The organism is Burkholderia sp. E168m22 (assembly GCF_001319805.1).
In the GTDB taxonomy this organism is placed as follows: domain Bacteria; phylum Pseudomonadota; class Gammaproteobacteria; order Burkholderiales; family Burkholderiaceae; genus Burkholderia; species Burkholderia orbicola.
This window is the reverse complement of sequence record NZ_BBSK01000035.1, coordinates 40,047-61,364: the sequence shown is the minus strand read 5'-3', so window position 1 is coordinate 61,364 and position 21,318 is coordinate 40,047. Positions and strand designations below refer to the sequence as shown.

The 21,318-nt window shown below is 68.2% G+C and carries 17 protein-coding genes; 11 read left to right on the top strand and 6 right to left on the bottom strand.

Annotated elements, in window-relative coordinates; all coding sequences use genetic code 11:
• Positions 1-25 precede the first annotated feature (25 nt).
• From AP428_RS09815 to AP428_RS09805, 4 genes are all read left to right on the top strand, one after another.
• Positions 26-1,528, top strand: coding sequence for a cobyric acid synthase (locus tag AP428_RS09815; protein WP_041489325.1), 1,503 nt, complete (start codon positions 26-28; stop codon positions 1,526-1,528).
• A gap of 73 nt (positions 1,529-1,601) precedes the next feature.
• Positions 1,602-1,739 carry a hypothetical protein gene (locus AP428_RS37140; protein ID WP_164728347.1) on the top strand — a complete coding sequence of 46 codons (138 nt, stop codon included), beginning with the start codon at positions 1,602-1,604 and terminating at the stop codon, positions 1,737-1,739.
• A 148-nt stretch (positions 1,740-1,887) separates the two neighbouring features.
• Positions 1,888-2,301, top strand: a complete 414-nt coding sequence (locus AP428_RS09810; protein ID WP_011545964.1) for a DoxX family protein — start codon at positions 1,888-1,890, stop codon at positions 2,299-2,301.
• Between the two features lie 147 nt (positions 2,302-2,448).
• Positions 2,449-3,108, top strand: coding sequence for a ParA family protein (locus tag AP428_RS09805; RefSeq protein ID WP_011545963.1), 660 nt, complete (start codon positions 2,449-2,451; stop codon positions 3,106-3,108).
• Positions 3,109-3,249: 141 nt separating this feature from the next.
• Here the strand turns inward: AP428_RS09805 and panD are convergent, their stop codons facing one another.
• The 4 genes from panD to AP428_RS09785 all read right to left on the bottom strand — a co-directional run bounded on the left by panD (position 3,250) and on the right by AP428_RS09785 (position 5,848).
• Positions 3,250-3,636 carry an aspartate 1-decarboxylase gene (gene panD / locus AP428_RS09800; RefSeq protein WP_011545962.1) on the bottom strand — a complete coding sequence of 129 codons (387 nt, stop codon included), beginning with the start codon at positions 3,634-3,636 and terminating at the stop codon, positions 3,250-3,252.
• A 44-nt stretch (positions 3,637-3,680) separates the two neighbouring features.
• The gene (gene panC, locus AP428_RS09795; protein WP_011545961.1) at positions 3,681-4,520 is read right to left on the bottom strand and encodes a pantoate--beta-alanine ligase; all 840 of its coding nucleotides are present in this window, start codon (positions 4,518-4,520) and stop codon (positions 3,681-3,683) included.
• Positions 4,521-4,782: 262 nt separating this feature from the next.
• Entirely contained in the window at positions 4,783-5,655 is an 873-nt protein-coding gene (locus tag AP428_RS09790) for a ScpA family protein (RefSeq protein WP_006478106.1), read from the bottom strand.
• A gap of 4 nt (positions 5,656-5,659) precedes the next feature.
• A complete protein-coding gene (locus tag AP428_RS09785; protein WP_006478107.1) occupies positions 5,660-5,848 on the bottom strand; it encodes a DUF3460 family protein in 189 nt (62 codons plus the stop codon).
• A gap of 249 nt (positions 5,849-6,097) precedes the next feature.
• Here AP428_RS09785 and AP428_RS09780 point away from each other — a divergent pair, with 249 nt between their 5' ends.
• Together AP428_RS09780 and AP428_RS09775 are read left to right on the top strand one after the other, a co-directional pair.
• Positions 6,098-7,912: an autotransporter assembly complex family protein gene (locus AP428_RS09780; RefSeq protein ID WP_011545960.1), complete on the top strand. Its 1,815-nt coding sequence runs from the start codon at positions 6,098-6,100 to the stop codon at positions 7,910-7,912.
• 40 nt (positions 7,913-7,952) lie between these two features.
• Positions 7,953-11,996, top strand: a complete 4,044-nt coding sequence (locus AP428_RS09775; protein ID WP_011694360.1) for a translocation/assembly module TamB domain-containing protein — start codon at positions 7,953-7,955, stop codon at positions 11,994-11,996.
• Between the two features lie 93 nt (positions 11,997-12,089).
• Here the strand turns inward: AP428_RS09775 and metG are convergent, their stop codons facing one another.
• Positions 12,090-14,246, bottom strand: coding sequence for a methionine--tRNA ligase (gene metG, locus AP428_RS09770; protein WP_011545958.1), 2,157 nt, complete (start codon positions 14,244-14,246; stop codon positions 12,090-12,092).
• Between the two features lie 379 nt (positions 14,247-14,625).
• Entirely contained in the window at positions 14,626-15,273 is a 648-nt protein-coding gene (locus AP428_RS09765; RefSeq protein ID WP_006478111.1) for an OmpA family protein, read from the bottom strand.
• A 352-nt stretch (positions 15,274-15,625) separates the two neighbouring features.
• Between AP428_RS09765 and apbC the strand changes: the two genes are divergently transcribed.
• From apbC to AP428_RS09740, 5 genes are all read left to right on the top strand, one after another.
• The gene (gene apbC / locus AP428_RS09760; RefSeq protein WP_011545957.1) at positions 15,626-16,717 is read left to right on the top strand and encodes an iron-sulfur cluster carrier protein ApbC; all 1,092 of its coding nucleotides are present in this window, start codon (positions 15,626-15,628) and stop codon (positions 16,715-16,717) included.
• Between the two features lie 133 nt (positions 16,718-16,850).
• Positions 16,851-17,387, top strand: a complete 537-nt coding sequence (sodC, locus tag AP428_RS09755; RefSeq protein ID WP_011545956.1) for a superoxide dismutase [Cu-Zn] — start codon at positions 16,851-16,853, stop codon at positions 17,385-17,387.
• Between the two features lie 113 nt (positions 17,388-17,500).
• Positions 17,501-18,070 carry a dCTP deaminase gene (dcd, locus tag AP428_RS09750; RefSeq protein WP_006398615.1) on the top strand — a complete coding sequence of 190 codons (570 nt, stop codon included), beginning with the start codon at positions 17,501-17,503 and terminating at the stop codon, positions 18,068-18,070.
• A gap of 81 nt (positions 18,071-18,151) precedes the next feature.
• On the top strand, positions 18,152-20,431 hold the full coding sequence (locus tag AP428_RS09745; RefSeq protein WP_011545955.1) for an arginine/lysine/ornithine decarboxylase: 2,280 nt from the start codon (positions 18,152-18,154) through the stop codon (positions 20,429-20,431).
• Positions 20,431-21,246 carry a lysozyme inhibitor LprI family protein gene (locus tag AP428_RS09740; protein ID WP_011545954.1) on the top strand — a complete coding sequence of 272 codons (816 nt, stop codon included), beginning with the start codon at positions 20,431-20,433 and terminating at the stop codon, positions 21,244-21,246. The genes AP428_RS09745 and AP428_RS09740 overlap by 1 nt, the downstream gene beginning before the upstream one ends.
• Positions 21,247-21,318 lie beyond the last annotated feature (72 nt).

Here is a 21,318-nt window from a genome sequence, read left to right as displayed (position 1 = left end):
TTTGCTTCGCGACACCTTTCACACGATGAATGCACCCGAGCCGCGGCCGCGCGGCACGCTGATGATCCAGGGCACGACGTCCGACGCGGGCAAGAGCACGCTCGTCGCGGGCCTGTGCCGCCTCGCGCGCCGCGGCGGCGCGCGCGTGGCGCCGTTCAAGCCGCAGAACATGGCGCTCAACAGCGCGGTGACGGCAGACGGCGGCGAGATCGGCCGCGCACAGGCGTTGCAGGCGCTGGCCGCCGGCGTCGCGCCGCATACGGATTTCAATCCGGTGCTGCTGAAGCCGACGAGCGACCGCGGCGCGCAGGTGATCATTCACGGCCAGGCGCGCATGAACCTCGACGCGCGCGCGTATCACGACTACAAGCCGGTTGCGTTCGATGCGGTGCTCGAGTCGTATGCGCGCCTGCGCGCCGGGTACGACACGGTGATCGTCGAAGGCGCCGGCAGCCCGGCCGAGATCAACCTGCGCGAAGGCGACATCGCGAACATGGGCTTTGCCGAGCGCGTCGACTGTCCGGTCGTGCTCGTCGCCGACATCGATCGCGGCGGCGTGTTCGCGCATCTGGTCGGCACGCTCGCGTGCCTGTCGGACAGCGAGCGCGCGCGCGTGCGCGGCTTCGTGATCAATCGCTTTCGCGGCGACCTCAAGCTGCTCGAACCGGGACTCGACTGGCTGCGCGCGCAGACGGACAAGCCGGTGTTCGGCGTGCTGCCGTATCTGCACGGGCTGCTGCTCGACGCGGAGGACATGCTGCCCGCGCAGGCGCGCAGCGCCGCCGCTCGCAGCGATGCCGGCGTGTTGCGCGTCGTCGTGCCCGCGCTGCCGCGCATCAGCAACCACACCGATTTCGATCCGCTGCGCGCGCATCCGCAGGTCGAATTCACGTATTGGAAGAGCGGCCCCGTACCCGACGCCGATCTGCTGATCCTGCCCGGTTCGAAGAGCGTGCAGCGCGACCTCGCGTGGCTGCGCGATGCGGGCTGGGACGCGCTGATCCGGCGCCATCTGCGCTACGGCGGCAAGGTGATCGGCATCTGCGGCGGCATGCAGATGCTCGGCCGCACGCTCGACGATCCGCTCGGCCTCGAAGGCGCGCCCGGCAGCGTGCCGGGGCTCGGGCTGCTCGATTTCGACACGACGCTGCAACCCGACAAGACGCTGAAGAACGTGACCGGGCAACTCGCGCTGCCGGGCGCGGCCGCCGTGCGCGGCTACGAGATCCACATGGGCGACACGCGCGGGCCGGCGCTCGAGACGCCCGCGCTGATGCTGGCCGCCGATATCGCGCGGGAGGGCGTGCGTCCCGACGGCGCGCTGTCGGCCGACGGCCAGATTCTCGCGACCTACGTGCACGGGTTGTTCGACGCACCCGACGCCTGCGCGGCGCTGCTCGCGTGGGCGGGGCTCGACGGCGCGGCCCGCATCGACTACCCGGCGCTGCGCGAGGCTTCGCTGGAGCGGCTGGCCGACACGTTCGCCGCGCACCTCGACCTCGACGCGCTGTACGCCGAGTTTCGTTGAGGCCGGCCCTCGCTTTTTCCGCCCGATCGCGTACAACAGAGGAGGGCGGAGGTCCGCCCGAAGGAGGGCGACGATGAGGGCGCGACGGTGGTGGGGCGTACTGCTCGCGGTGCTGCTGGGCGTGTCGGCGGTGGCGCATGCGTGCGATTCGTATGCGCCGGGCGGCGGCCAGTCCGGCGGCGACGCCACGCAAGGCAAGAGCGGTTACTGAGCGGGATGCAGGGCATGATCGGTCATGCCCTTTTTTTGCGTCGATTCGTTCCTTGATGGAATCAATTTAAGCGGTATGGCGTGTTTATCGGCCGAATCGATTCGAATAGAGTGCGATCCACTCCCATCCACTCACGAAGGACTCCGTCATGAACGCCAACCGCCTGAACGATTTCGCCGCGACGCTGCTGCGCGTCGCCCTCGGCGTGCTGTACCTCGCACACGTCGCACAGAAGGTCTTTGTTTTCACGCTGCCCGGCACCGCGCAGTTCTTCGCGTCGATCGGCCTGCCGGGCTGGCTCGCCTACCTGACCACGTTCGTCGAACTGGCGGGCGGCCTGGCGCTGCTCGCGGGGTTCCGCGTGCGCATCGCCGCGCTGGTGCTGCTGCCGTTCATGCTCGGCGCGGTCGCCGCGCATCTGCCGAACGGCTGGAGCTTCGCGTCGCCGCACGGCGGCTGGGAATATCCGGCGTTCTGGGCCGTCACGCTGGCCGTGCAGGCCCTGCTGGGCGGCGGCGCGTTCGCGCTCGGCGCGCGGGAGGCCGCGGTCCAGCGCGCATGACGTGAAGGAAAGCAGACGAAAGCGGCACGCGGTTCGGCGTGACCGGTTCCGGTGACACCCCGTTTGCCGATATCATCGCTCCCTGTATCCGCAATCGAGCGGCGCCTGCCATGCGGCCGGCGCCGCGCGGCTTTTTCGGGGGAATTCATGACGGTCATCGTGGTGGCGAATCCGAAGGGCGGCGTGGGCAAGAGCACGCTGTCCACCAACTTAGCCGGCTATTTCGCGGCGCAGGGCGCGTGGGTCGCACTGGCCGACCTGGACCGGCAGCAGTCCGCGCATGCGTGGCTCGACCTGCGGCCGGCCGGCTTGCCGGCGATCGAGGCGTGGGAGCTCGATCCGGAGGCGCCGTCGAAGCCGCCGCGCGGGCTGGAATATGCGGTGATCGATACGCCGGCCGGCCTGCACGGCACGCGGCTCAACGTCGCGCTGCAACTGGCCGACAAGGTGATCGTGCCGCTGCAGCCGTCGATGTTCGATATTCTCGCGACCCAGCAGTTTCTGGAGCGCCTCGCCGGCGAGAAGGCCGTGCGCAAGGGCAGCGTCGAGGTCGGGATCGTCGGGATGCGGGTCGACGCGCGCACGCGCTCGTCCGACCAGTTGCACCGGTTCGTCGAGGGGCTGGGCCTGCCGGTGCTCGGCTACGTGCGCGACACGCAGAACTACGTGCAGATCGCCGCGCACGGCCTGACGCTGTGGGACGTCGCGAAAAGCCGGGTCGAGAAGGATCTCGAGCAGTGGCGGCCGATCGTCGAATGGGCCGAGCGCCGCGTGCCGAAGGCCGAGAAGGCCGCCAAGGCTTCCTGAGCGGCCGGCCATCCGGCCGTCTTGCCGGCGCGACACCCAATGAGAAAGGGCCGGAACCGTGGTGTACGGTGTCCGGCCCTTCGGCGACCAGCGGCGCTGCGCGGGTGGCCCGCGCCACGGCACGCGGGCGTGCCGCTCGGCTTACGTCCAGTTCTGCGTCGGCACGTGATCGCGGTGGCCCTTGATCTTGTTGCCGTCGTCGATGAACACCAGCTTCGGCTTCCAGCCGGCCTGCAGCTCGGCTTCGTCGACCATCGCGAACGCGGCGATGATCACGAGGTCGCCGAGCTGCGCGCGGCGCGCGGCCGAGCCGTTCAGCGAGATCATCCCGCTGCCGCGCTCGCCCTTGATCGCGTACGTCGAGAAGCGCTCGCCGTTGTTGATGTTCCAGATGTCGATCCGTTCGTTTTCGATCAGGCCCGCCGCTTCGAGCAGGTCTTCGTCGATCGCGCACGAACCTTCGTAGTGCAGTTCGCAGTGCGTGACCGCCGCACGATGGATCTTCGATTTGAGCATGTGGCGCTGCATGGTGTCTCCGTGATGCGTCGTGAGGGGCGCGGGCGGGCCGGCCGTCAGATTTCCAGGTTGTCGATGAGGCGCGTCGCGCCGAGCTTCGCGGCCGCGAGCACGACGAGCGGCTCGCCGGCCTCGAGTTCGGCGGCGCTCGGCGCGATCAGGTTCGCGCGGCGGCGGATCGCGATGTAGTCGGGCACCCAGCCGCGTTCGGCCAGGTGCGTGTGCGCGTGCTGCTCGAGCTTGCCGAGGTCGCGTTCGCCGCCGAGCACGCTGTCGCGCACGCGCTGCAGCGTTTTCGCCAGTTCCGGCGCTTCCTTGCGCTCGTCGGTCGTCAGGTAGCGGTTGCGCGACGACAGCGCGAGGCCGTCCTCGTCGCGCACGGTCTCGGCCGCGATGATCTCGACCGGCAGCGCGAGCTGCTGGCACATCCGGCGCACGATCATCAGCTGCTGGTAATCCTTCTTGCCGAACACGGCGACGCGCGGCTGCACGCAGGACATCAGCTTCGTGACGACCGTGCACACGCCGGCGAAGAAGCCGGGCCGGAACTCGCCTTCGAGAATCCCGCCGAGATCGTCCGGCGGCAGCACGCGATACTCCTGCGGCTCAGGGTACATGTCGCGCTCGGTCGGCGCGAACAGCACGTATACGTTGTTCTGCTGCAGCTTCTCGATATCGTCCTGGAGCGTGCGCGGGTACTTGTCGAAATCCTCGTTCGGGCCGAATTGCAGCCGGTTGACGAAGATGCTCGCCACGACCGGGTCGCCGTGCTGGCGCGCGAGGCGCATCAGCGACAGGTGCCCTTCGTGCAGGTTGCCCATCGTCGGCACGAACGCCGTGCGGTTCTGTCCGCGCAGCTGGTCGCGCAGTTCCTGGATCGAGCTGATGACTTTCATGATCGGGTAGCGGGTTCCTCGCGCAGGCGCGCGTTGACGCCGCGGCAGCGGCGTCGGGGTCGAAGCGGAGAACGCCGGCGCGCGGGCGGCGCATCGGACGTCGGCGGATTGTAGAGGATTTGGCCGCGCGACGCATCGATAAAAGAACGATCGTTCACTTTATAGTGGGGCGTGCCGGACACCCGCCGGACGGCCGTCCGCCGCGGCGAAGCCGCGAGCGTCGGGATGAACCGCGGAGCGGGGAAACGGCTGAGGGAAGACCTTACGCGGGCAGGTACGCGAGGCGCACGTAGATCGGCGCGAACGGCTCGGCCTGCGTGATTTCGAGCAGCGATTCGCGCGCGAGTTCGAGCATCGCGATGAAATTCACGACGACGACCGGTACGCCGCGCGACGTGTCGAACAGGTCGGCGAACTCCATGAAGCGCGCGTTCTGCAGCCGGCGCAGGATCAGGCTCATGTGTTCGCGCACCGACAGCTCCTCGCGGGAGATCTTGTGGTGCTGCACGAGCTTCGCGCGCTTGAGCACATCGGCCCACGCGGCGCGCAAGTCGTCCGAATTCACGTCGGGAAAGCGCGGCGTGACGCTTTGCTCGATGTACACCTCGGCGCGCAGGAAATCACGGCCGAGCTGCGGCAACTGATCGAGCCGCTGCGCGGCGAGCTTCATCTGCTCGTATTCGAGCAGCCGGCGCACGAGTTCGGCGCGCGGATCCTCGGCTTCCTCGCCGGTGTCGGCCTTCTTCACCGGCAGCAGCATCCGCGACTTGATCTCGATCAGCATCGCGGCCATCAGCAGGTACTCGGCCGCGAGCTCGAGGTTCGACGCGCGGATCTGGTCGACGTAGCCCAGATATTGCGCGGTGACCTGCGCCATCGGGATGTCGAGCACGTTGAAGTTCTGCTTGCGGATCAGGTACAGCAGCAGGTCCAGCGGGCCTTCGAACGTTTCGAGGAACACCTCGAGCGCGTCGGGCGGGATGTAGAGATCCTGCGGCAGCTTGAAGAGCGGCTCGCCGTACAGGCGAGCGAACGCCGCGACACCGTCGACCGTGTCGGGCGTCGAATCGGCGCCCGCGGGCGCGGCGATCGCGTCGTCCTGCCGGGCGGCGCTGGCCTCGTCGGCGGCGCTCACGTCGTCAGAAGTTCTGGTAGTAGACGTACGACGTTTGCTTCACGCGCGATTCCTGCTGCTCGGCGCGCTCTTCGAGATCGATCGGCTGCTTGTCCCACAGAAGGGAACGGCCCTTGCGCTGCTCTTCCTCGAGCGTCGGCTTCTGCTGCTTGAGCTGGTTCAGGAACTGCGTGACGTCGGACTGGTACGGCATGGCTGGATCTTCCGTTTCGGGCGGCGCACGGTGCGCCGGATTCGCGATGGCGGGATTTTACCGCATCGCGGGGAACAGCCGGCGCCAATCGCGCGTCGAATCCGCGGGCCGGTACCGGCGGACACCGTGCGGCGGCCCTTCCGGCGCCTTGGCACTCTTTCACAATCGTTTGGCTGTGACGCCGGCGCCCTGTGGTCAAATACAGGGTTTTCCACGAAACCGTAACCATCCAGGACGGCGAGGTCATATTTGGCGGGGCAGTCGAACCAGCAAGCACACACGGCGCATCACGCGGGCCCGCGCGCGGCCCGCGATCGCGCCGGCGCCGCGGCCCGCGTCGCGCGGGCGGCCCTCGCGGGTTGCCTGGCCGCGTGTTTCGCGCTGCCGGCCCATGCGAAATACGACGTCGACATCGACGCGCCGCGCTCGATCCGCAAGCTCCTGAAGACCCATCTCGATATTGCCCGCTTCGCGAAGCGTGACGACATCAGCGACGACCAGTTCGACTTCCTCGTGACCGCCACGCCGCAGCAGGTGCGCGATTTGACCGCGACGGCCGGCTATTTCTCGCCGGTCGTGCGTACCGACGTGCGCACCCGCGACGGCAAGCGCGACGTGCACATCGCGGTCGATCCGGGCAAGCAGACCGTCGTGTCGACGGTCGACCTGACGTTCAAGGGGCCGGTCGAGACCGAGGACCCGAAGCAGGAAACCGCGACCCGTTTCGCGTTCTCGATGAAGCCGGGCGATCCGTTCACGCAATCCGACTGGGACGACGCGAAGGGCGCGGCGCTCCGGCAACTGCAGTCGCGCCGCTATCTCGGCGCGAAGATCGTGTCGTCCGAGGCGCGCATCGATCCGCGCACGCAGCGTGCGACGCTCGCGGTCGCGTTCGACAGCGGCCCGACGTTCACGATCGGCAAGGTTGATGTCGACGGCGTGCGCCGTTATCCGGAAAAGATCGTCACGAACGTCAATCCGCTGTCGGAAGGCGAGATCTACGACGTGCAGCGGATCGCCGAATTGCAGCGCCAGTTGCAGAACACGCCGTACTACGCGAGCGTCGCGATCGACGTCGGCGACGATACGTCGAAGCCCGAGCGCACGCCCGTGCACGTGAAGGTCAGCGAGTTTCCGTACAACAACATCCGCGGCGGCGTCGGCTTCGCCACCGATACCGGGCCGCACGTGCAGGGTTCCTATACGTATCTCGACACGTTCGGCGCCGCGTGGCCGCTGACCGTGTCGGGCCGGCTCGACCAGATCCAGCAGTACGGGCAGGTCCAGCTGTCGATGCCGCCGGGCGAGAAGGGCTGGACCAACAGCGTGCTCGCGTCGTACACGAACACCAACGTGTCGGACACGCGCATCTACAGCGCGCGGGTCGGCGTGCAGCGCACGCGCACCGGCCAGTTCATCGACTATGCGTATTCGCTGATGTACTACCAGGATCGGCTCGACCAGAACGGCGCGGGGCCGACCACGAGCCGCGCGCTGGTGCCGCAGTGGGCGTGGACCCGCCGCAACGTCGACGATCCGCTGTTCCCGCGCTCGGGCAACCTGATTCATGCGGAGGCCGGCTTCGCGGTCAAGGGCGTGCTGGCCGACGAGAGCTTCATTCGCGGCTACGCGCGCGGCCAGCAGTATTTGCCGATCGGCAAGCGCGACCTGTTCGTGTTCCGCGCGGAACTCGGCGGCGTGTTTACGAGCGGCAGCTCGACCGGCGTGCCGGCGTCGCTGCTGTTCCGCGCCGGCGGCTCGAACTCGGTGCGCGGCTACGGTTACCAGAGCATCGGCAACAGCGTCGACGGCTCCGTTTTGCCGACCAAGTACCTGATGACGGGGACGGCCGAATACCAGCACTGGTTCAACCGCGACTGGGGCGCCGCGACGTTCTTCGACATCGGCACCGCGACCGATGCATGGGGCGAGCGCGTGTTTTACCCGGGCGTGGGCGTCGGTGCACGCTGGCGCAGCCCGGTCGGCCCGATCAACGTCGACGTCGCGTACGGCTTGCGCAACCACAGCGTGCGCCCGTACCTGACGCTCGGCATCGCTTTCTGAACCCGCCGCCCTATTGACGACGACCCGCACGACGAACCGCATGACGAAGGACCCGAACGACACGCCGCCGCCTCACGATCCGGATTCGCCCGACGGCGCGCCCGACACGCCGCCGCGCGCGCCGCGTCGCGGCCGCGCGTGGCGTGTCATTGCGTGGACGCTCGCGACGGTCGTGCTGCTCGTCGTGCTGGCGGCGGGGCTCGTGCTGGGCGCGGTGACGACCGAGCGCGGCACGCGGCTCGCGTGGCAGGCGGCCGGCAAGGTGCTCGGCACGCGGCTCGCGGGCACGCTCGAAGGCGGCTCGCTCGCGACCGGCGTGCGCTTGCGCGGGTTCGCGTGGACGAGCCCCGACGGCACCGGCACCGAGGTGCGCATCGACCGGCTCGACGGCCGTTGGGCATTGACCCGCGCGCCGTGGCGGCTGTCCATCGCCTATCTGCGCGCGGGCACGATCGACGTGCGGATCGCGCCGGGGCCGTCGACGCCGAGCACGACGCCGCAGGACCTGAGCCTGCCGCTGCAGGTGCGGATCGACGACCTGCGCGTCGATCGCCTCGCCATTCACGAAGGCACGTCGACGACGCAGCTCGACCATCTCGCGCTGAACGGCCGCAGCGACGGCCGTCACCATGAACTCGTGCTCGACGGCGTCGATACGCCGTACGGCGCGCTGACCGCGCGCGCGAAGCTCGACGGCGTGAAGCCGTTCGCGCTGACCGGTGAAGCGACCTACGCGGGCAAGCTGTCGGACGAGCCGGTCGACGCGCGGGCCCGCGTGTCGGGTTCGCTCGAGGCGCTCGTCGCAGACGTCGACGCGAGCGGGATGAAGCTGAACGGGCGCGCGCACGTCGAGGCCGCGCCGTTCGGCACGGTGCCGCTCACGCGCGCGTCGCTCGCGTTCGACCACGTGAACCCGCAAGCATTGTCGCCCGGCGCGCCCGCGGCCGATCTCGCGGTGCGCGCGGAACTCGCACCGGTGAGCGCACAGGCAGGCTCGGCGCCCGCGAAGGGTTTCGCGGTGACGGGCCCGGTGTCGATCGTCAACGCGAAGCCGGGCACGCTCGGCGACCATCTTCTGCCGGTGATCGACGCGCATGCGACCGTGCATCTCGACGCGCACGCGCAACGGATCGACGGCCTCGCGCTGAAGCTGATCCGCGACGGCAGCGTGACCGGCGGCGGCACGCTCACGGGCGGCAAGGGCCGCTTCGATCTGAAGGTTGCGAACCTCGACCTGAACGCGTTCGTCGCCGAGCTGCGGCCGATGCGCCTCGGCGGCCCGCTCGGCGTGACGCTCGCGGGCGACGTGACGACCGTCGATTTCAACCTGAACGATCCGAAGCTCGCGCTCGGCGCACGCGCCAAGGTCGCGCTCACGCGGCAGCAGACCGTGCTGACCGACACGCGCGTGACGGCGGGCAAGGGGCGCATCGACCTGACGGGCGTGTTCCGCCACGACGCGCATTCGAGCTACGACGCGAAGGCGACGCTGACCGCGTTCGATCCGCTGCTGCTCGCCGCGATGAGCGCGCCGAAGGCGGGCGGCGGCAAGGCGCCCGCGACGGCCGCCAAGGCCCCGGCCAAGCGCGGCGAAACGCGCGTATCGGGCACGCTGACCGCGTCGGGCGCGTTCGCGCCGCAGGTGTCGACGAAGGCGACCTTCAAGCTCGCCGACAGCCTGTACGACGGCGTGCCGCTGACCGGCGCCGGCGTCGTGCAGCTCGCCGGCTCGCGAATCCTGCCGAGCAACGCGAACCTGTCGATCGCCGGCAACCACGTCGACCTGCGCGGCAGCTTCGGCGCGCCCGGCGACCGGCTGCGCTTCGTCGTCGACGCGCCGCAGCTCGACCGGCTCGGCTTCGGCGTCCAGGGGCTCGTGCAGGCGCAAGGCGACCTGACCGGCAGCTTCGCGCATCCGAACGTGACGGCGACCTACAAGGCCGAGCACGTCGTCGTCGGTTCGAACCGGATCGGCACCGCCCAGGGCCGCGCGGACATCCGCGATGGCGCGCACGGCGCGCTCGTGTTCACGGCCGACGCGTCCGACATCGCGCTCGGTTCGTTCCAGCTGAAATCGTTGCGCGCGAACCTCGACGGCACGCGCGCGAAGCACACGCTCGACGCGTCGGCGCTCGGGGTGGCCGGTGGCCGCGTGATCGACCTGACGCTCGCGGCGAACGGCGGCGTGGTCGAGAACCGCGACGGCATGCGCTGGGACGGCACCGTCACGCGGCTCGCGAATCGCGGCACGCCGGCGCTCGCGCTGCAGGCGCCGCTGACGATATCGGCCGGCGCCGGCCGCGTGACGCTCGGCGCGACGCGGCTTACGCTCGAAGGTGCGGCGATCGACCTGAAATCGTTCGTGTTCGACCGCGGCCAGATGCGCTCGGCGGGCGCCGTGACCGGCGCGTCGGTCGCGCGTTTCCTCGAGGTTCGCCAGGCGCTGACCGGCCAGCGGCCGCCGGTGCGGACCGACGTCGTGCTCGATGCCGACTGGGATTTCGCGCTCGGCGCGAACGCGACGGGCTACGTGCAGGTGAAGCGCCGCGGCGGCGACGTGACGATCGAGACCGGGCGCGGCATCGCATCGCTCGGCCTGACCGACCTGTCCGCCCGCGCGAGCTTCGCGCCCGGCAACCGGCTCAACGTGACGGCACTCGCGAAGGCGAGCCGGATCGGCACGCTCGACGCGAACGTCACGGTGCCGTTCGCGCTGCGCGACGGTGTGTTCGGCCTCGTCGACGACGGTCCGCTGGCGGGCCGCATCGACGCCGACATTCCGGCGCTGAAGACCACCGGCAACCTGTTCGGGCCGAGCTACCTGCTCGGCGGGCGCGCAGCGCTGAAGCTCACGGTCTCCGGCACGCCGGTGAAACCGAACCTGTCTGGGACGCTGACGGGCGACGAGCTTTCAGCGACGCTGATCGACCAGGGCGTGCAGTTGAAGGACGGCATCGTGCGCGTGAAGCTGTCGGACAACCTCGTCGAATTCCAGCAGGTCGAATTTCACGGCGGCGACGGCACGCTGCGCGCGCTCGGCCGCGTGCGGCTCGACGGCGAGGCGCCGGACCTGACCGCCAGCATCGTCGCGGACAAGCTCGAACTGTTCGCGGCGCCGGACCGCAAGCTGTCGCTGTCGGGCAAGGCCACCGTCGCGAACGACGGGCCGCGCGGCGCGCTGTCGATCGACGGCAAGTTCATGGTCGACCGCGCGCTGTTCGACCTGCCCGAGCAGTCGGCGCCGCACCTGTCCGACGACGTCGTGATCGTGCAGCCGGACGGCACGGTGCGCGGCGAGACGCCCACCGGCACCGCGGCCGCGAAGCCGAAGCCGGTCGAAAACAAGCCGGCGCCGTCGCTGGCGCCGCGCGCGAACATCGACGTCGGGCTCGGCAACAACTTCCGCTTCAAGGGCCACGGCGCGGATCTCGGGCTGCGCGGCACGATCACCGTGATGAGCGCGCCGGGCGTGCCGCTGCGCGCGGTCGGCAACGTGCGCGTGACCGAAGGCTCGACGTACACGACGTTCGGCCGCAAGCTCGCGATCGAGAACGGCTTCTTCACGTTCAACGGCCCCGTGTCGAACCCGGGCGTCAACATCCTCGCGATGCGGCGCAACCAGGAGGTCGAGGCCGGCGTGCAGGTGACGGGCACGATCCAGTCGCTGACGGTCAAGCTCGTGTCGGAGCCGAACGTCACGGACAACGAAAAGCTGTCGTGGCTGCTGTTCGGGCACGGCACCGACCAGGGCAACAACGTCGGCCAGCAGGGGGCGATGACGGCGGCGCTCGGGCTGCTCGGCAGCGTGACCGGCAAGCGGGTCGCGCAGACCTTCGGTCTCGACGAGGTGTCGGTCGGCCGCAGCGAGGTCGGCCTGACCGATCCGCAGGTCGTGCTGGTGTCGAAGGCGATCAACGAGCGGTTCGTGCTCGGCTTCGAGCAGGGGCTGCAATCGGCGGCCAACGCGTTCAAGGCGACGATCAACCTGACGCGCTTCTGGTCGGTGTCCGCGTACGGCGGCACGTTCCAGGGCGTCGACCTGAACTACACGCGGCGGTTCGACCGCTGGTTCGGGCAGCGCTGACGAAGGGCGCGGCATACCGGGCAGCGATAAAAAAGCCCCGCACGATGCAAGTCGTGCGGGCTTTTTTGCGCAAGCAGCAGCTGCGCGTTGCGCTTACTTCACGCGCATGCCGGGCTTCGCGCCGCTGTGCGGTTCGAGGATGTAGAGGCCCGGTTCCGCCTTCTCGTCGGTGGCCGATGCGGCGAGCACCATCCCTTCGGACAGGCCGAACTTCATCTTGCGCGGCGCGAGGTTCGCGACCATCACCGTCAGCTTGCCGACGAGCTGCTCGGGCTGATACGCGGACTTGATGCCCGAGAACACGTTGCGGGTCTTTTCCTCGCCGACGTCGAGCGTGAGCTGCAGCAGCTTGTCCGAGCCTTCGACCGCCTGACACGCGACGATCTTCGCGATGCGCAGATCGATCTTCGCGAAATCGTCGATCGAGATCGGTGCGTCGTCGGCGCCGTTCACGGCCGCCGGCTTCGCGCTCGCCTTCGCGTTGCTCTTCGCATCCTTCGCGGCATTGGCGCCCGCGGCGGCCGCGCCGGCTGCCTCGGCCTGCAGCGAATCGCGGTTCGCGGCGAGCAGCGCTTCGATCTGCTTCGCATCGACGCGCGTCATCAGGTGCTGGTACGCCTTGATCGGTTGCGCCGACGACAGCGGCTTCGCGGCGTCGGCCCACGCGAGCGGCGCGATCCCGAAGAACGCCTCGACCGCAACGGCCACGCGCGGCATCACCGGCTTCAGCGCGAGCGACAGCAGGCGGAAGGCCTCGAGGCTCACGCTGCAGGTTTCGTGCAGCGCGACCGCGTTGGCCGGGTCCTTCGCGAGATCCCACGGCTTCGCGCCGTCGACGTACGCGTTCACTTCGTCCGCGAGCTCCATCGTGTGGCGCAGCGCGCGGCCGTATTCGCGTGCTTCGTAGCTCGCGGCGATCTGTGGAATCGCATCGCGCAGCTTTGCGACGAGCGGATGATTCATCGCGCTGTCCTGCACGCGACCGTCGAAACGCTTGATCAGGAAGCCGGCCGCGCGGCTCGCGATGTTCACGTACTTGCCGACGAGGTCGCTGTTCACGCGCGCCTGGAAGTCGTCGAGGTTCAGGTCGATGTCTTCCATCGTCGCGTTCAGCTTCGCGGCGAAGTAGTAGCGCAGCCACTCGGGGTTCAGGCCGGTGTCGATGTAGCTCTGCGCGGTGATGAACGTGCCGCGCGACTTCGACATCTTCGCGCCGTCGACCGTCAGGAAGCCGTGCGCGAACACGTTGGTCGGCGTGCGGTGGCCCGAGAATTCGAGCATCGCGGGCCAGAACAGCGTGTGGAAGTACAGAATGTCCTTGCCGATGAAGTGGTACTGCTCGGCCTTCGAGCCCGGGCGGATCCACGCATCGAAATCGATGCCGTTGCGCTCGCACAGGTTCTTGAAGCTCGCGTAGTAGCCGACCGGCGCGTCGAGCCACACGTAGAAATACTTGCCGGGCGCACCGGGGATCTCGAAGCCGAAGTACGGCGCGTCGCGCGAGATGTCCCAGTCGGCGAGCTTGGATTCGCCGGCGTCGCCGAGCCATTCGCGCATCTTGTTGGTCGCTTCGGGCTGCGCGAGGCCGCTCACCCACTCGCGCAGGAACGATTCGCAGCGCGGGTCGGACAGGCGGAAGAAGTAGTGCTTCGAGGTCTTGCGCACCGGCGTCGCGCCCGACACGACCGAATACGGATTCAGCAGTTCGGTCGGCAGGTAGGTCGAGCCGCACACCTCGCAGCTGTCGCCGTACTGGTCCTTCGCGTGACACTTCGGACACTCGCCCTTGATGAAGCGGTCCGGCAGGAACATTTCCTTGACCGGATCGTAGGCTTGCTCGATTTCGCGTTCGGCGATCAGGCCGGCTTCCTGCAGCGCGAGATAGATGTTCTCGCTCAGCACGCGGTTTTCTTCCGAATCGGTCGTGTAGAAATTGTCGAACGACACGCCGAAGCTGTCGAAGTCGCGCTTGTGCTCGGTCCACACGCGGTCGATCAGCTGCTTCGGCGTCAGGCCTTCCTTCTCCGCGCGCAGCATGATCGGCGTGCCGTGCGTATCGTCGGCGCCGATGTAGTAGACCTCATGGCCATGCATTCGCAGCGTCCGCACCCAGATGTCGGTCTGGATGTACTCGACCAGGTGGCCGATGTGGATCTGCCCGTTGGCATAGGGCAGTGCGGACGTAACGAGGATCTGGCGGCTGCCTTGCGGCGCCGCAGCCTGCACGGAAGTGAGGTCGGATGCGGACATAGGGTCTGGAGAAGAACAGCGGGAAAAACGACGGGAAACTGCGATTCTAGCAGGGGCGCGGGCTCGCGCGGCGGGCGGGTGCCGTGGACCGGCCGGCTGCAGGGAGGAGGTCGCCCAAGTGCCGCGCCCGGCGGCGCGATGCTGCGGCGCAGCATGAATTCTGCGGGCAAAAAAAACCGGGGCGGATACGGCCCCGGAGCAACAACGACAAGAGGAGAATGGTGACGCGCCGGCAACACCAGCCACGTACCGTAAATACTGACCACGGCCTGCGACAGAAGTTCGAAAATTTTTTCGATTTGTTACCGGCTCCGCCGAAAGCCTTATCCGGCGGGGCTGTGCGGGCAGGATGCCCGCACGATTCCCCTCGTGGTTGCGCTTACTGATGCTGTTGCGGCGCGCGCAGGTAGATCTCGACGCGGCGGTTCTGTGCGCGGCCGGCTTCGGTCGCGTTGTCCGCGATCGGGTTCGACGGGCCCATGCCTTGCGCCGACAGACGGCCGCCATTCACGCCGCGCTGCACGAGCGCGTTCACGACGCTTTGCGCGCGGTTCTGCGACAGCGTCTGGTTCAGCTGCTGCGAGCCCGTGCTGTCCGTGTAGCCGACGATCGACGCCGTGACTTGCGGGTTCTGGTTCAGCGTCGTCGCGAGGTCGTTCAGCAGCGGCGTGAACGCCGGCGTGATCGCGTACTGGTTCGTCGCGAACGTGACCGAGCTCGGCACGTTCAGCTTCAGCGAGCCGTCCGGCTGCTCGGTGACCTGCGTGCCCGTCTGCGCTGCCGACGGCGCGAGCTTGTTCTTGATCGCCTGCCAGTTGTAACCCGTCACGCCACCGACCAGTGCGCCGACGCCCGCGCCGATCGCCGCGCCCTTGCCGCCACCGGCCAGTGCCCCGATCCCCGCGCCCAGCGCCGCGCCCGTGCCGGTACCGACGGCCGTATTGTTGCCTTGCTGCGTGGCGCAGCCTGCCAGCAGTGCGCCGGCGAGTGCGAATACGGACAGGCGAGTCGCGATTTTCATGTTCATCTTGGATTCCTCTCTTGGTTGAACGAGTCGACAACGACGACAAACAACAGTTATGGCTCCCTGCGCGGGCCGTCCGAAAAAGGAGGGCCGGCCTGCGCTTGCGGCAGCCGCCGAGGCGGTCGCATGCCCTGTCCGTCAGCGTGGCTGTTCGGGCAGCGCGACGCGTCAGCCTCTACAATATAGGCGGTGAGCGGCCGATTTGGCCCTATAGCATGCCGCACGCGAAGAGTGCGCCGGGTCGCGCGTTCGCGCAATGGCGTGCAACAGATTCTTTCACTTTTCCCGATTTTCGCAGCGTAATTTGATATTTTTTGACGTTTGCGCGCGAGAAAAACGTTTTCATGGAGTTTTGATGAGCATTGACCGGGCACAAGTCGACGCCGCGCTGGCGGCAGTCGTCGACCCCAATACCGGCCGCCCGTACGCGGCGAACAAGGGCGTGCGCAACGTCGCGATCGACGGCGATGTCGTGGCGCTCGACGTGGTGCTCGGTTATCCGGCGCGCAGCCAGCACGATGACGTGCGCGCACGCGTCGCCACGGCGCTCCAGGCCGTGCCGGGCGTGCGCGGCGCACGCGTCGCCGTGTCGCAGGAGATCGTCGCGCATACGGTGCAGCGCGGCGTGAAGCTGTTGCCGAATGTGAAGAACATCGTCGCGGTCGCGTCGGGCAAGGGTGGCGTCGGCAAGAGCACGACGGCTGTCAACCTCGCGCTTGCGCTCGCCGCGGAAGGCGCGTCGGTCGGCATTCTCGACGCCGACATCTACGGCCCGTCGCTGCCGACGATGCTCGGCATCCACGGCCAGCGCCCCGAGTCGCCGGACAACCAGTCGATGAACCCGCTCGTCGGCCATGGGCTGCAGGCGAACTCGATCGGCTTCCTGATCGAGGAAGACAACCCGATGGTGTGGCGCGGGCCGATGGCGACGTCGGCGCTCGAGCAACTGCTGCGCCAGACCAACTGGCGCGAGCTCGACTACCTGATCGTCGACATGCCGCCGGGCACGGGCGACATCCAGCTCACGCTCGCGCAGCGCGTGCCCGTCACCGGTGCGGTGATCGTCACGACGCCGCAGGACATCGCGCTGCTCGATGCGAAGAAGGGACTGAAGATGTTCGAGAAGGTCGGGATTCCGATCCTCGGCATCGTCGAGAACATGAGCATCCACATCTGCTCGAACTGCGGCCACGAGGAGCACATCTTCGGCGCCGGCGGGGCGGAACGGATGGCGAAGGATTACGACGTGAACGTGCTCGGCAGCCTACCGCTCGACATCGCGATCCGCGAGCGGGCCGACAGCGGCACGCCGACGGTCGCGGCCGAGCCGGACGGTGCGCTCGCGCGTCGCTACCGCGACATCGCGCGCGGGGTCGCGCTGGCGATTGCCGAGCGATCGCGCGACATGACGTCGAAGTTCCCGTCGATCGTTGTTCAAAATACGTAAAACCCTTGCGGGGCGGGGCCTCACGCTGTTTACGGCGCCGCGAGGCGCGGTATCATGGCGACTTTTCCCGGGTCCCTTTACCCGCCCGGCGCGGCCGTCGTGTCAAACGGTCGCCAGCCGGCATGAGGATCGAATGAAACAACGACATCACGGCGTGCGCGCCGGCCGCGCGCGGCGCGCGCTGCTGGCCGCCGCCGCGCTGGGCCTGCTGGCCGGCTGTACCTCCTTTTCCTCGTCGCACGAAAAACGGGCCGACGCGCAACTGCAGCCGACGGTCGGCGCGCAGGCGCGCGGCGCGGTGACGTTCGTCGAGCGCCCGGACGGTGTGCAGGTCACCTACAACCTGGTCGGCCTGCCGCCGAACAGCGATCACGCGCTGCAGGTGCACGAGCGCGGCGACTGCAACGCGGGCGACGGCTCGAGCGCCGGCCAGGTGTTCGCGCCGGCCGCCGACCGGCTGCGCGCCGGCGCGCGCGTCGCCGGCGATCTCGGCAACATCCATGCGGATGCGAACGGCGTCGCGGCCGGCTTCATCGTCGCGCCCGATCTGGCCCTCGACGGCGTGCGCTCGGCGATGAACCGCGCGGCGCTGGTGCACCGCGACTCGAGCGACCCGGCGTTTCCGCAGCATGGCGCGGGGCCCGCGCTGGCCTGCGGCGTGATCCGTTGACGGCCGCCGCGTGCGTGAGCCGATGATCGCGTAAAATGTCCGCCTTTCCCGGCCGCCGCCTTGCGCGAGCGGCCCTCCCCTGACCGTCACGCAGCGTTTCCAGGCGCCCCGATATGAGCATCAAGTCCGACAAATGGATTCGGCGCATGGCCGAAGAGCACAAGATGATCGAGCCGTTCGTGCCCGATCAGGTCCGCGCGTCCGAGGACGGCCGCCGGATCGTCAGCTACGGCACGTCGAGCTACGGCTACGACATCCGCTGCGCGGACGAATTCAAGATCTTCACGAACATCAACTCGACGATCGTCGATCCGAAGAACTTCGACGAGGGTTCGTTTGTCGATTTCAAGGGCGACGTGTGCATCATCCCGCCGAACTCGTTCGCGCTGGCCCGCACCGTCGAATATTTCCGCATTCCGCGCACCGTGCTCACCGTCTGCCTCGGCAAGTCGACCTACGCGCGCTGCGGGATCATCGTCAACGTGACGCCGTTCGAACCCGAGTGGGAAGGCTACGTCACGCTGGAATTCTCGAACACCACGCCGTTGCCCGCGAAGATCTACGCGAACGAAGGCGTCGCGCAGGTGCTCTTCTTCGAAAGCGACGAGGTGTGCGACGTGTCGTACGCCGATCGCGGCGGCAAGTATCAGGGGCAGCGCGGTGTCACGCTGCCGAAAACCTGATCTGGTTGCATAACGTCTCACCAGTTTCCGGGTGACCGCTGCGCGTGACGCGCCGCGGTCGTTCTTTTTGGAGAATCGCCCATGAAGTTTCGTTTCCCCGTCGTCATCATCGACGAAGATTTCCGCTCCGAGAACATCTCGGGCTCCGGCATCCGGGCGTTGGCCGAAGCGATCGAGAAGGAGGGCGTCGAAGTCCTCGGCCTCACGAGCTACGGCGATCTGACGTCGTTCGCGCAGCAATCGAGCCGCGCGTCGTGCTTCATCCTGTCGATCGACGACGACGAACTCATGCTCGGCGAAACCGGCCCGGACGGCGAGCTGCCCGAGCTCGCGACCGCGATCATCGAGCTGCGCGCGTTCGTCACCGAAGTGCGCCGCCGCAACGCGGACATCCCGATCTTCCTGTACGGCGAGACGCGCACGTCGCGCCATCTGCCGAACGACATCCTGCGCGAGCTGCACGGCTTCATCCACATGTTCGAGGACACGCCGGAGTTCGTCGCGCGCCACATCATCCGTGAAGCGAAGGTCTATCTCGACTCGCTCGCGCCGCCGTTCTTCAAGGAACTCGTCAAGTACGCGGACGAAGGCTCGTACTCGTGGCACTGCCCGGGCCACTCGGGCGGCGTCGCGTTCCTGAAGAACCCGCTCGGCCAGATGTTCCACCAGTTCTTCGGCGAGAACATGCTGCGCGCGGACGTCTGCAACGCGGTGGACGAACTCGGCCAGCTGCTCGACCACACCGGCCCGGTGGCGGCGTCCGAGCGCAATGCGGCGCGCATCTTCAGCGCCGATCACCTGTTCTTCGTGACCAACGGCACGTCGACGTCGAACAAGATCGTCTGGCACGCGACGGTCGCACCGGGCGACATCGTGCTGGTCGACCGCAACTGCCACAAGTCGATCCTGCACGCGATCACGATGACGGGCGCGATTCCGGTGTTCCTCACGCCGACGCGCAACCATTTCGGCATCATCGGGCCGATCCCGCGCGACGAATTCAAGCCGGAGAACATCCGCAGGAAGATCGAGGCGAACCCGTTCGCGCGCGAGGCGATGCGCCAGAACCCGGACATGAAGCCGCGCATCCTGACGATCACGCAGAGCACGTACGACGGCGTGGTGTACAACGTCGAGATGATCAAGGACCTGCTCGGCGATCTGCTCGACACGCTGCACTTCGACGAAGCATGGCTGCCGCACGCGACGTTCCACGATTTCTACCGCGACATGCACGCGATCGGCGACGGCCGTCCGCGCACGGGCGCGCTCGTGTTCGCGACCCACTCGACGCACAAGCTGCTCGCGGGCATCTCGCAGGCGTCGCAGATCGTCGTGCAGGATTCGGAGAACCGCACGTTCGACAAGCACCGCTTCAACGAGGCGTACCTGATGCACACGTCGACGAGCCCGCAGTACGCGATCATCGCGTCGTGCGACGTCGCGGCCGCGATGATGGAGCCGCCGGGCGGCACCGCGCTCGTCGAGGAATCGATCGCCGAGGCGATCGACTTCCGCCGCGCGATGCGCAAGGTCGACGCCGAGTACGGCGACGACTGGTTCTTCAGCGTGTGGGGCCCGGACAACCTGTCCGAGGAAGGCATCGGTTCGCGCGAGGACTGGATGCTGAAGCCGAACGACCACTGGCACGGCTTCGGCCCGCTCGCGGAAGGCTTCAACATGCTCGACCCGATCAAGGCGACGATCATCACGCCGGGGCTCGACGTCGACGGCGAGTTCGGCGAGACCGGCATTCCGGCCGCGATCGTCACGAAGTACCTGGCCGAGCACGGGATCATCGTCGAGAAGACCGGCCTGTACTCGTTCTTCATCATGTTCACGATCGGCATCACGAAGGGCCGCTGGAACTCGATGGTGACCGAGCTGCAGCAGTTCAAGGACGACTACGACAACAACCAGCCGCTGTGGCGCGTGCTGCCGGAATTCGTCGCGCAGCATCCGCGCTACGAGCGCGTCGGCCTGCGCGACCTGTGCACGCAGATCCACGACGTGTACCGCGCGAACGACATCGCCCGCCTGACGACCGAGATGTACCTGTCGGACATGGAGCCGGCGATGAAGCCGTCGGACGCGTTCGCGAAGCTCGCGCACCGCAAGATCGACCGCGTGCCGCTCGACGAGCTCGAAGGCCGCGTGACGAGCATCCTGCTCACGCCGTATCCGCCGGGCATCCCGCTGCTGATTCCGGGCGAGCGCTTCAACAAGACGATCGTGAACTACCTGCGGTTCGCGCGCGACTTCAACGAGCGTTTCCCGGGCTTCCACACCGACATCCACGGCCTCGTCGCGGAAGAGGTGAACGGCCGCGTCGAGTACTTCGTCGACTGCGTGCGCGACTGATGGCGCCGCGCGGACGATTCCGGACGATGCGCGCGGCGCTGGCCGCGCTCGTCGTCTGGACGGCAGGATTGGCGGGGCTCGCGGGCGCGGGCGTCGCCCACGCGGAAGTCGCGGCGGCCGACCCGATCGATGTCGCGATGCGGCAATGCCTCGCGCGGCGCGACCGGTCGTCGCCGGCCGGGCAGATCCAGTGCATGGGCGAAGCGCAGCAGCAGTGGCAGGCAGTGATGGACGGCGCGTACCAGCGCCTGTCGAAGGATGCGCCGGCCGACGCGAAGCGCGGCTGGCAGGACAGCCAGCGCCGCTGGCTCACGTGGCGCAAGGACGAAGTGCTGCTGCTGAAGGCCGTGTACGACACGACGCGCGGCACCGCATATGCGATGTCGAGCGCCGACCTGCAGCTGCAGCCGGTGCGCGATCGCGCGCTGGCGCTGCGCGGGGCGGCCGATCGCTATGCCCCGCCGCCGGCAGCCGTGCCGGTCGCGGCGACGAGCGGTGCGCAGGGCGGTGGTGCGGGTGCGCCGGCTGGCGCCAAGCCGGCGAATGCGTCGCGCGATCCGGCGATCCGCCGCGTGCGGCCGTGCGTGCAGGACGCCGCGTGCGAACACGCGCTGTTCGACCTGAACCGCTATTACCAGAAGCTGCGCCGCAAGATGCCCGCGCATTCGGCCGCGACGCTCGTGCGCGCGCAGCGCGCGTGGGTGGCGTTCCGCGATGCGACGGCGCCGCTCGTCGGCGAGGACGGACGCGTCGACCTGATCGGTGCGCGCATCGCGACGATGAAGCGGCTGTCGGAGACGGCCGGCAACCGGTAAAGGACGCGCCGCTTTCGAGTGGGCGACACGACGAAACGGGCACCCTCGGGTGCCCGTTTTGCATGGCGCGGC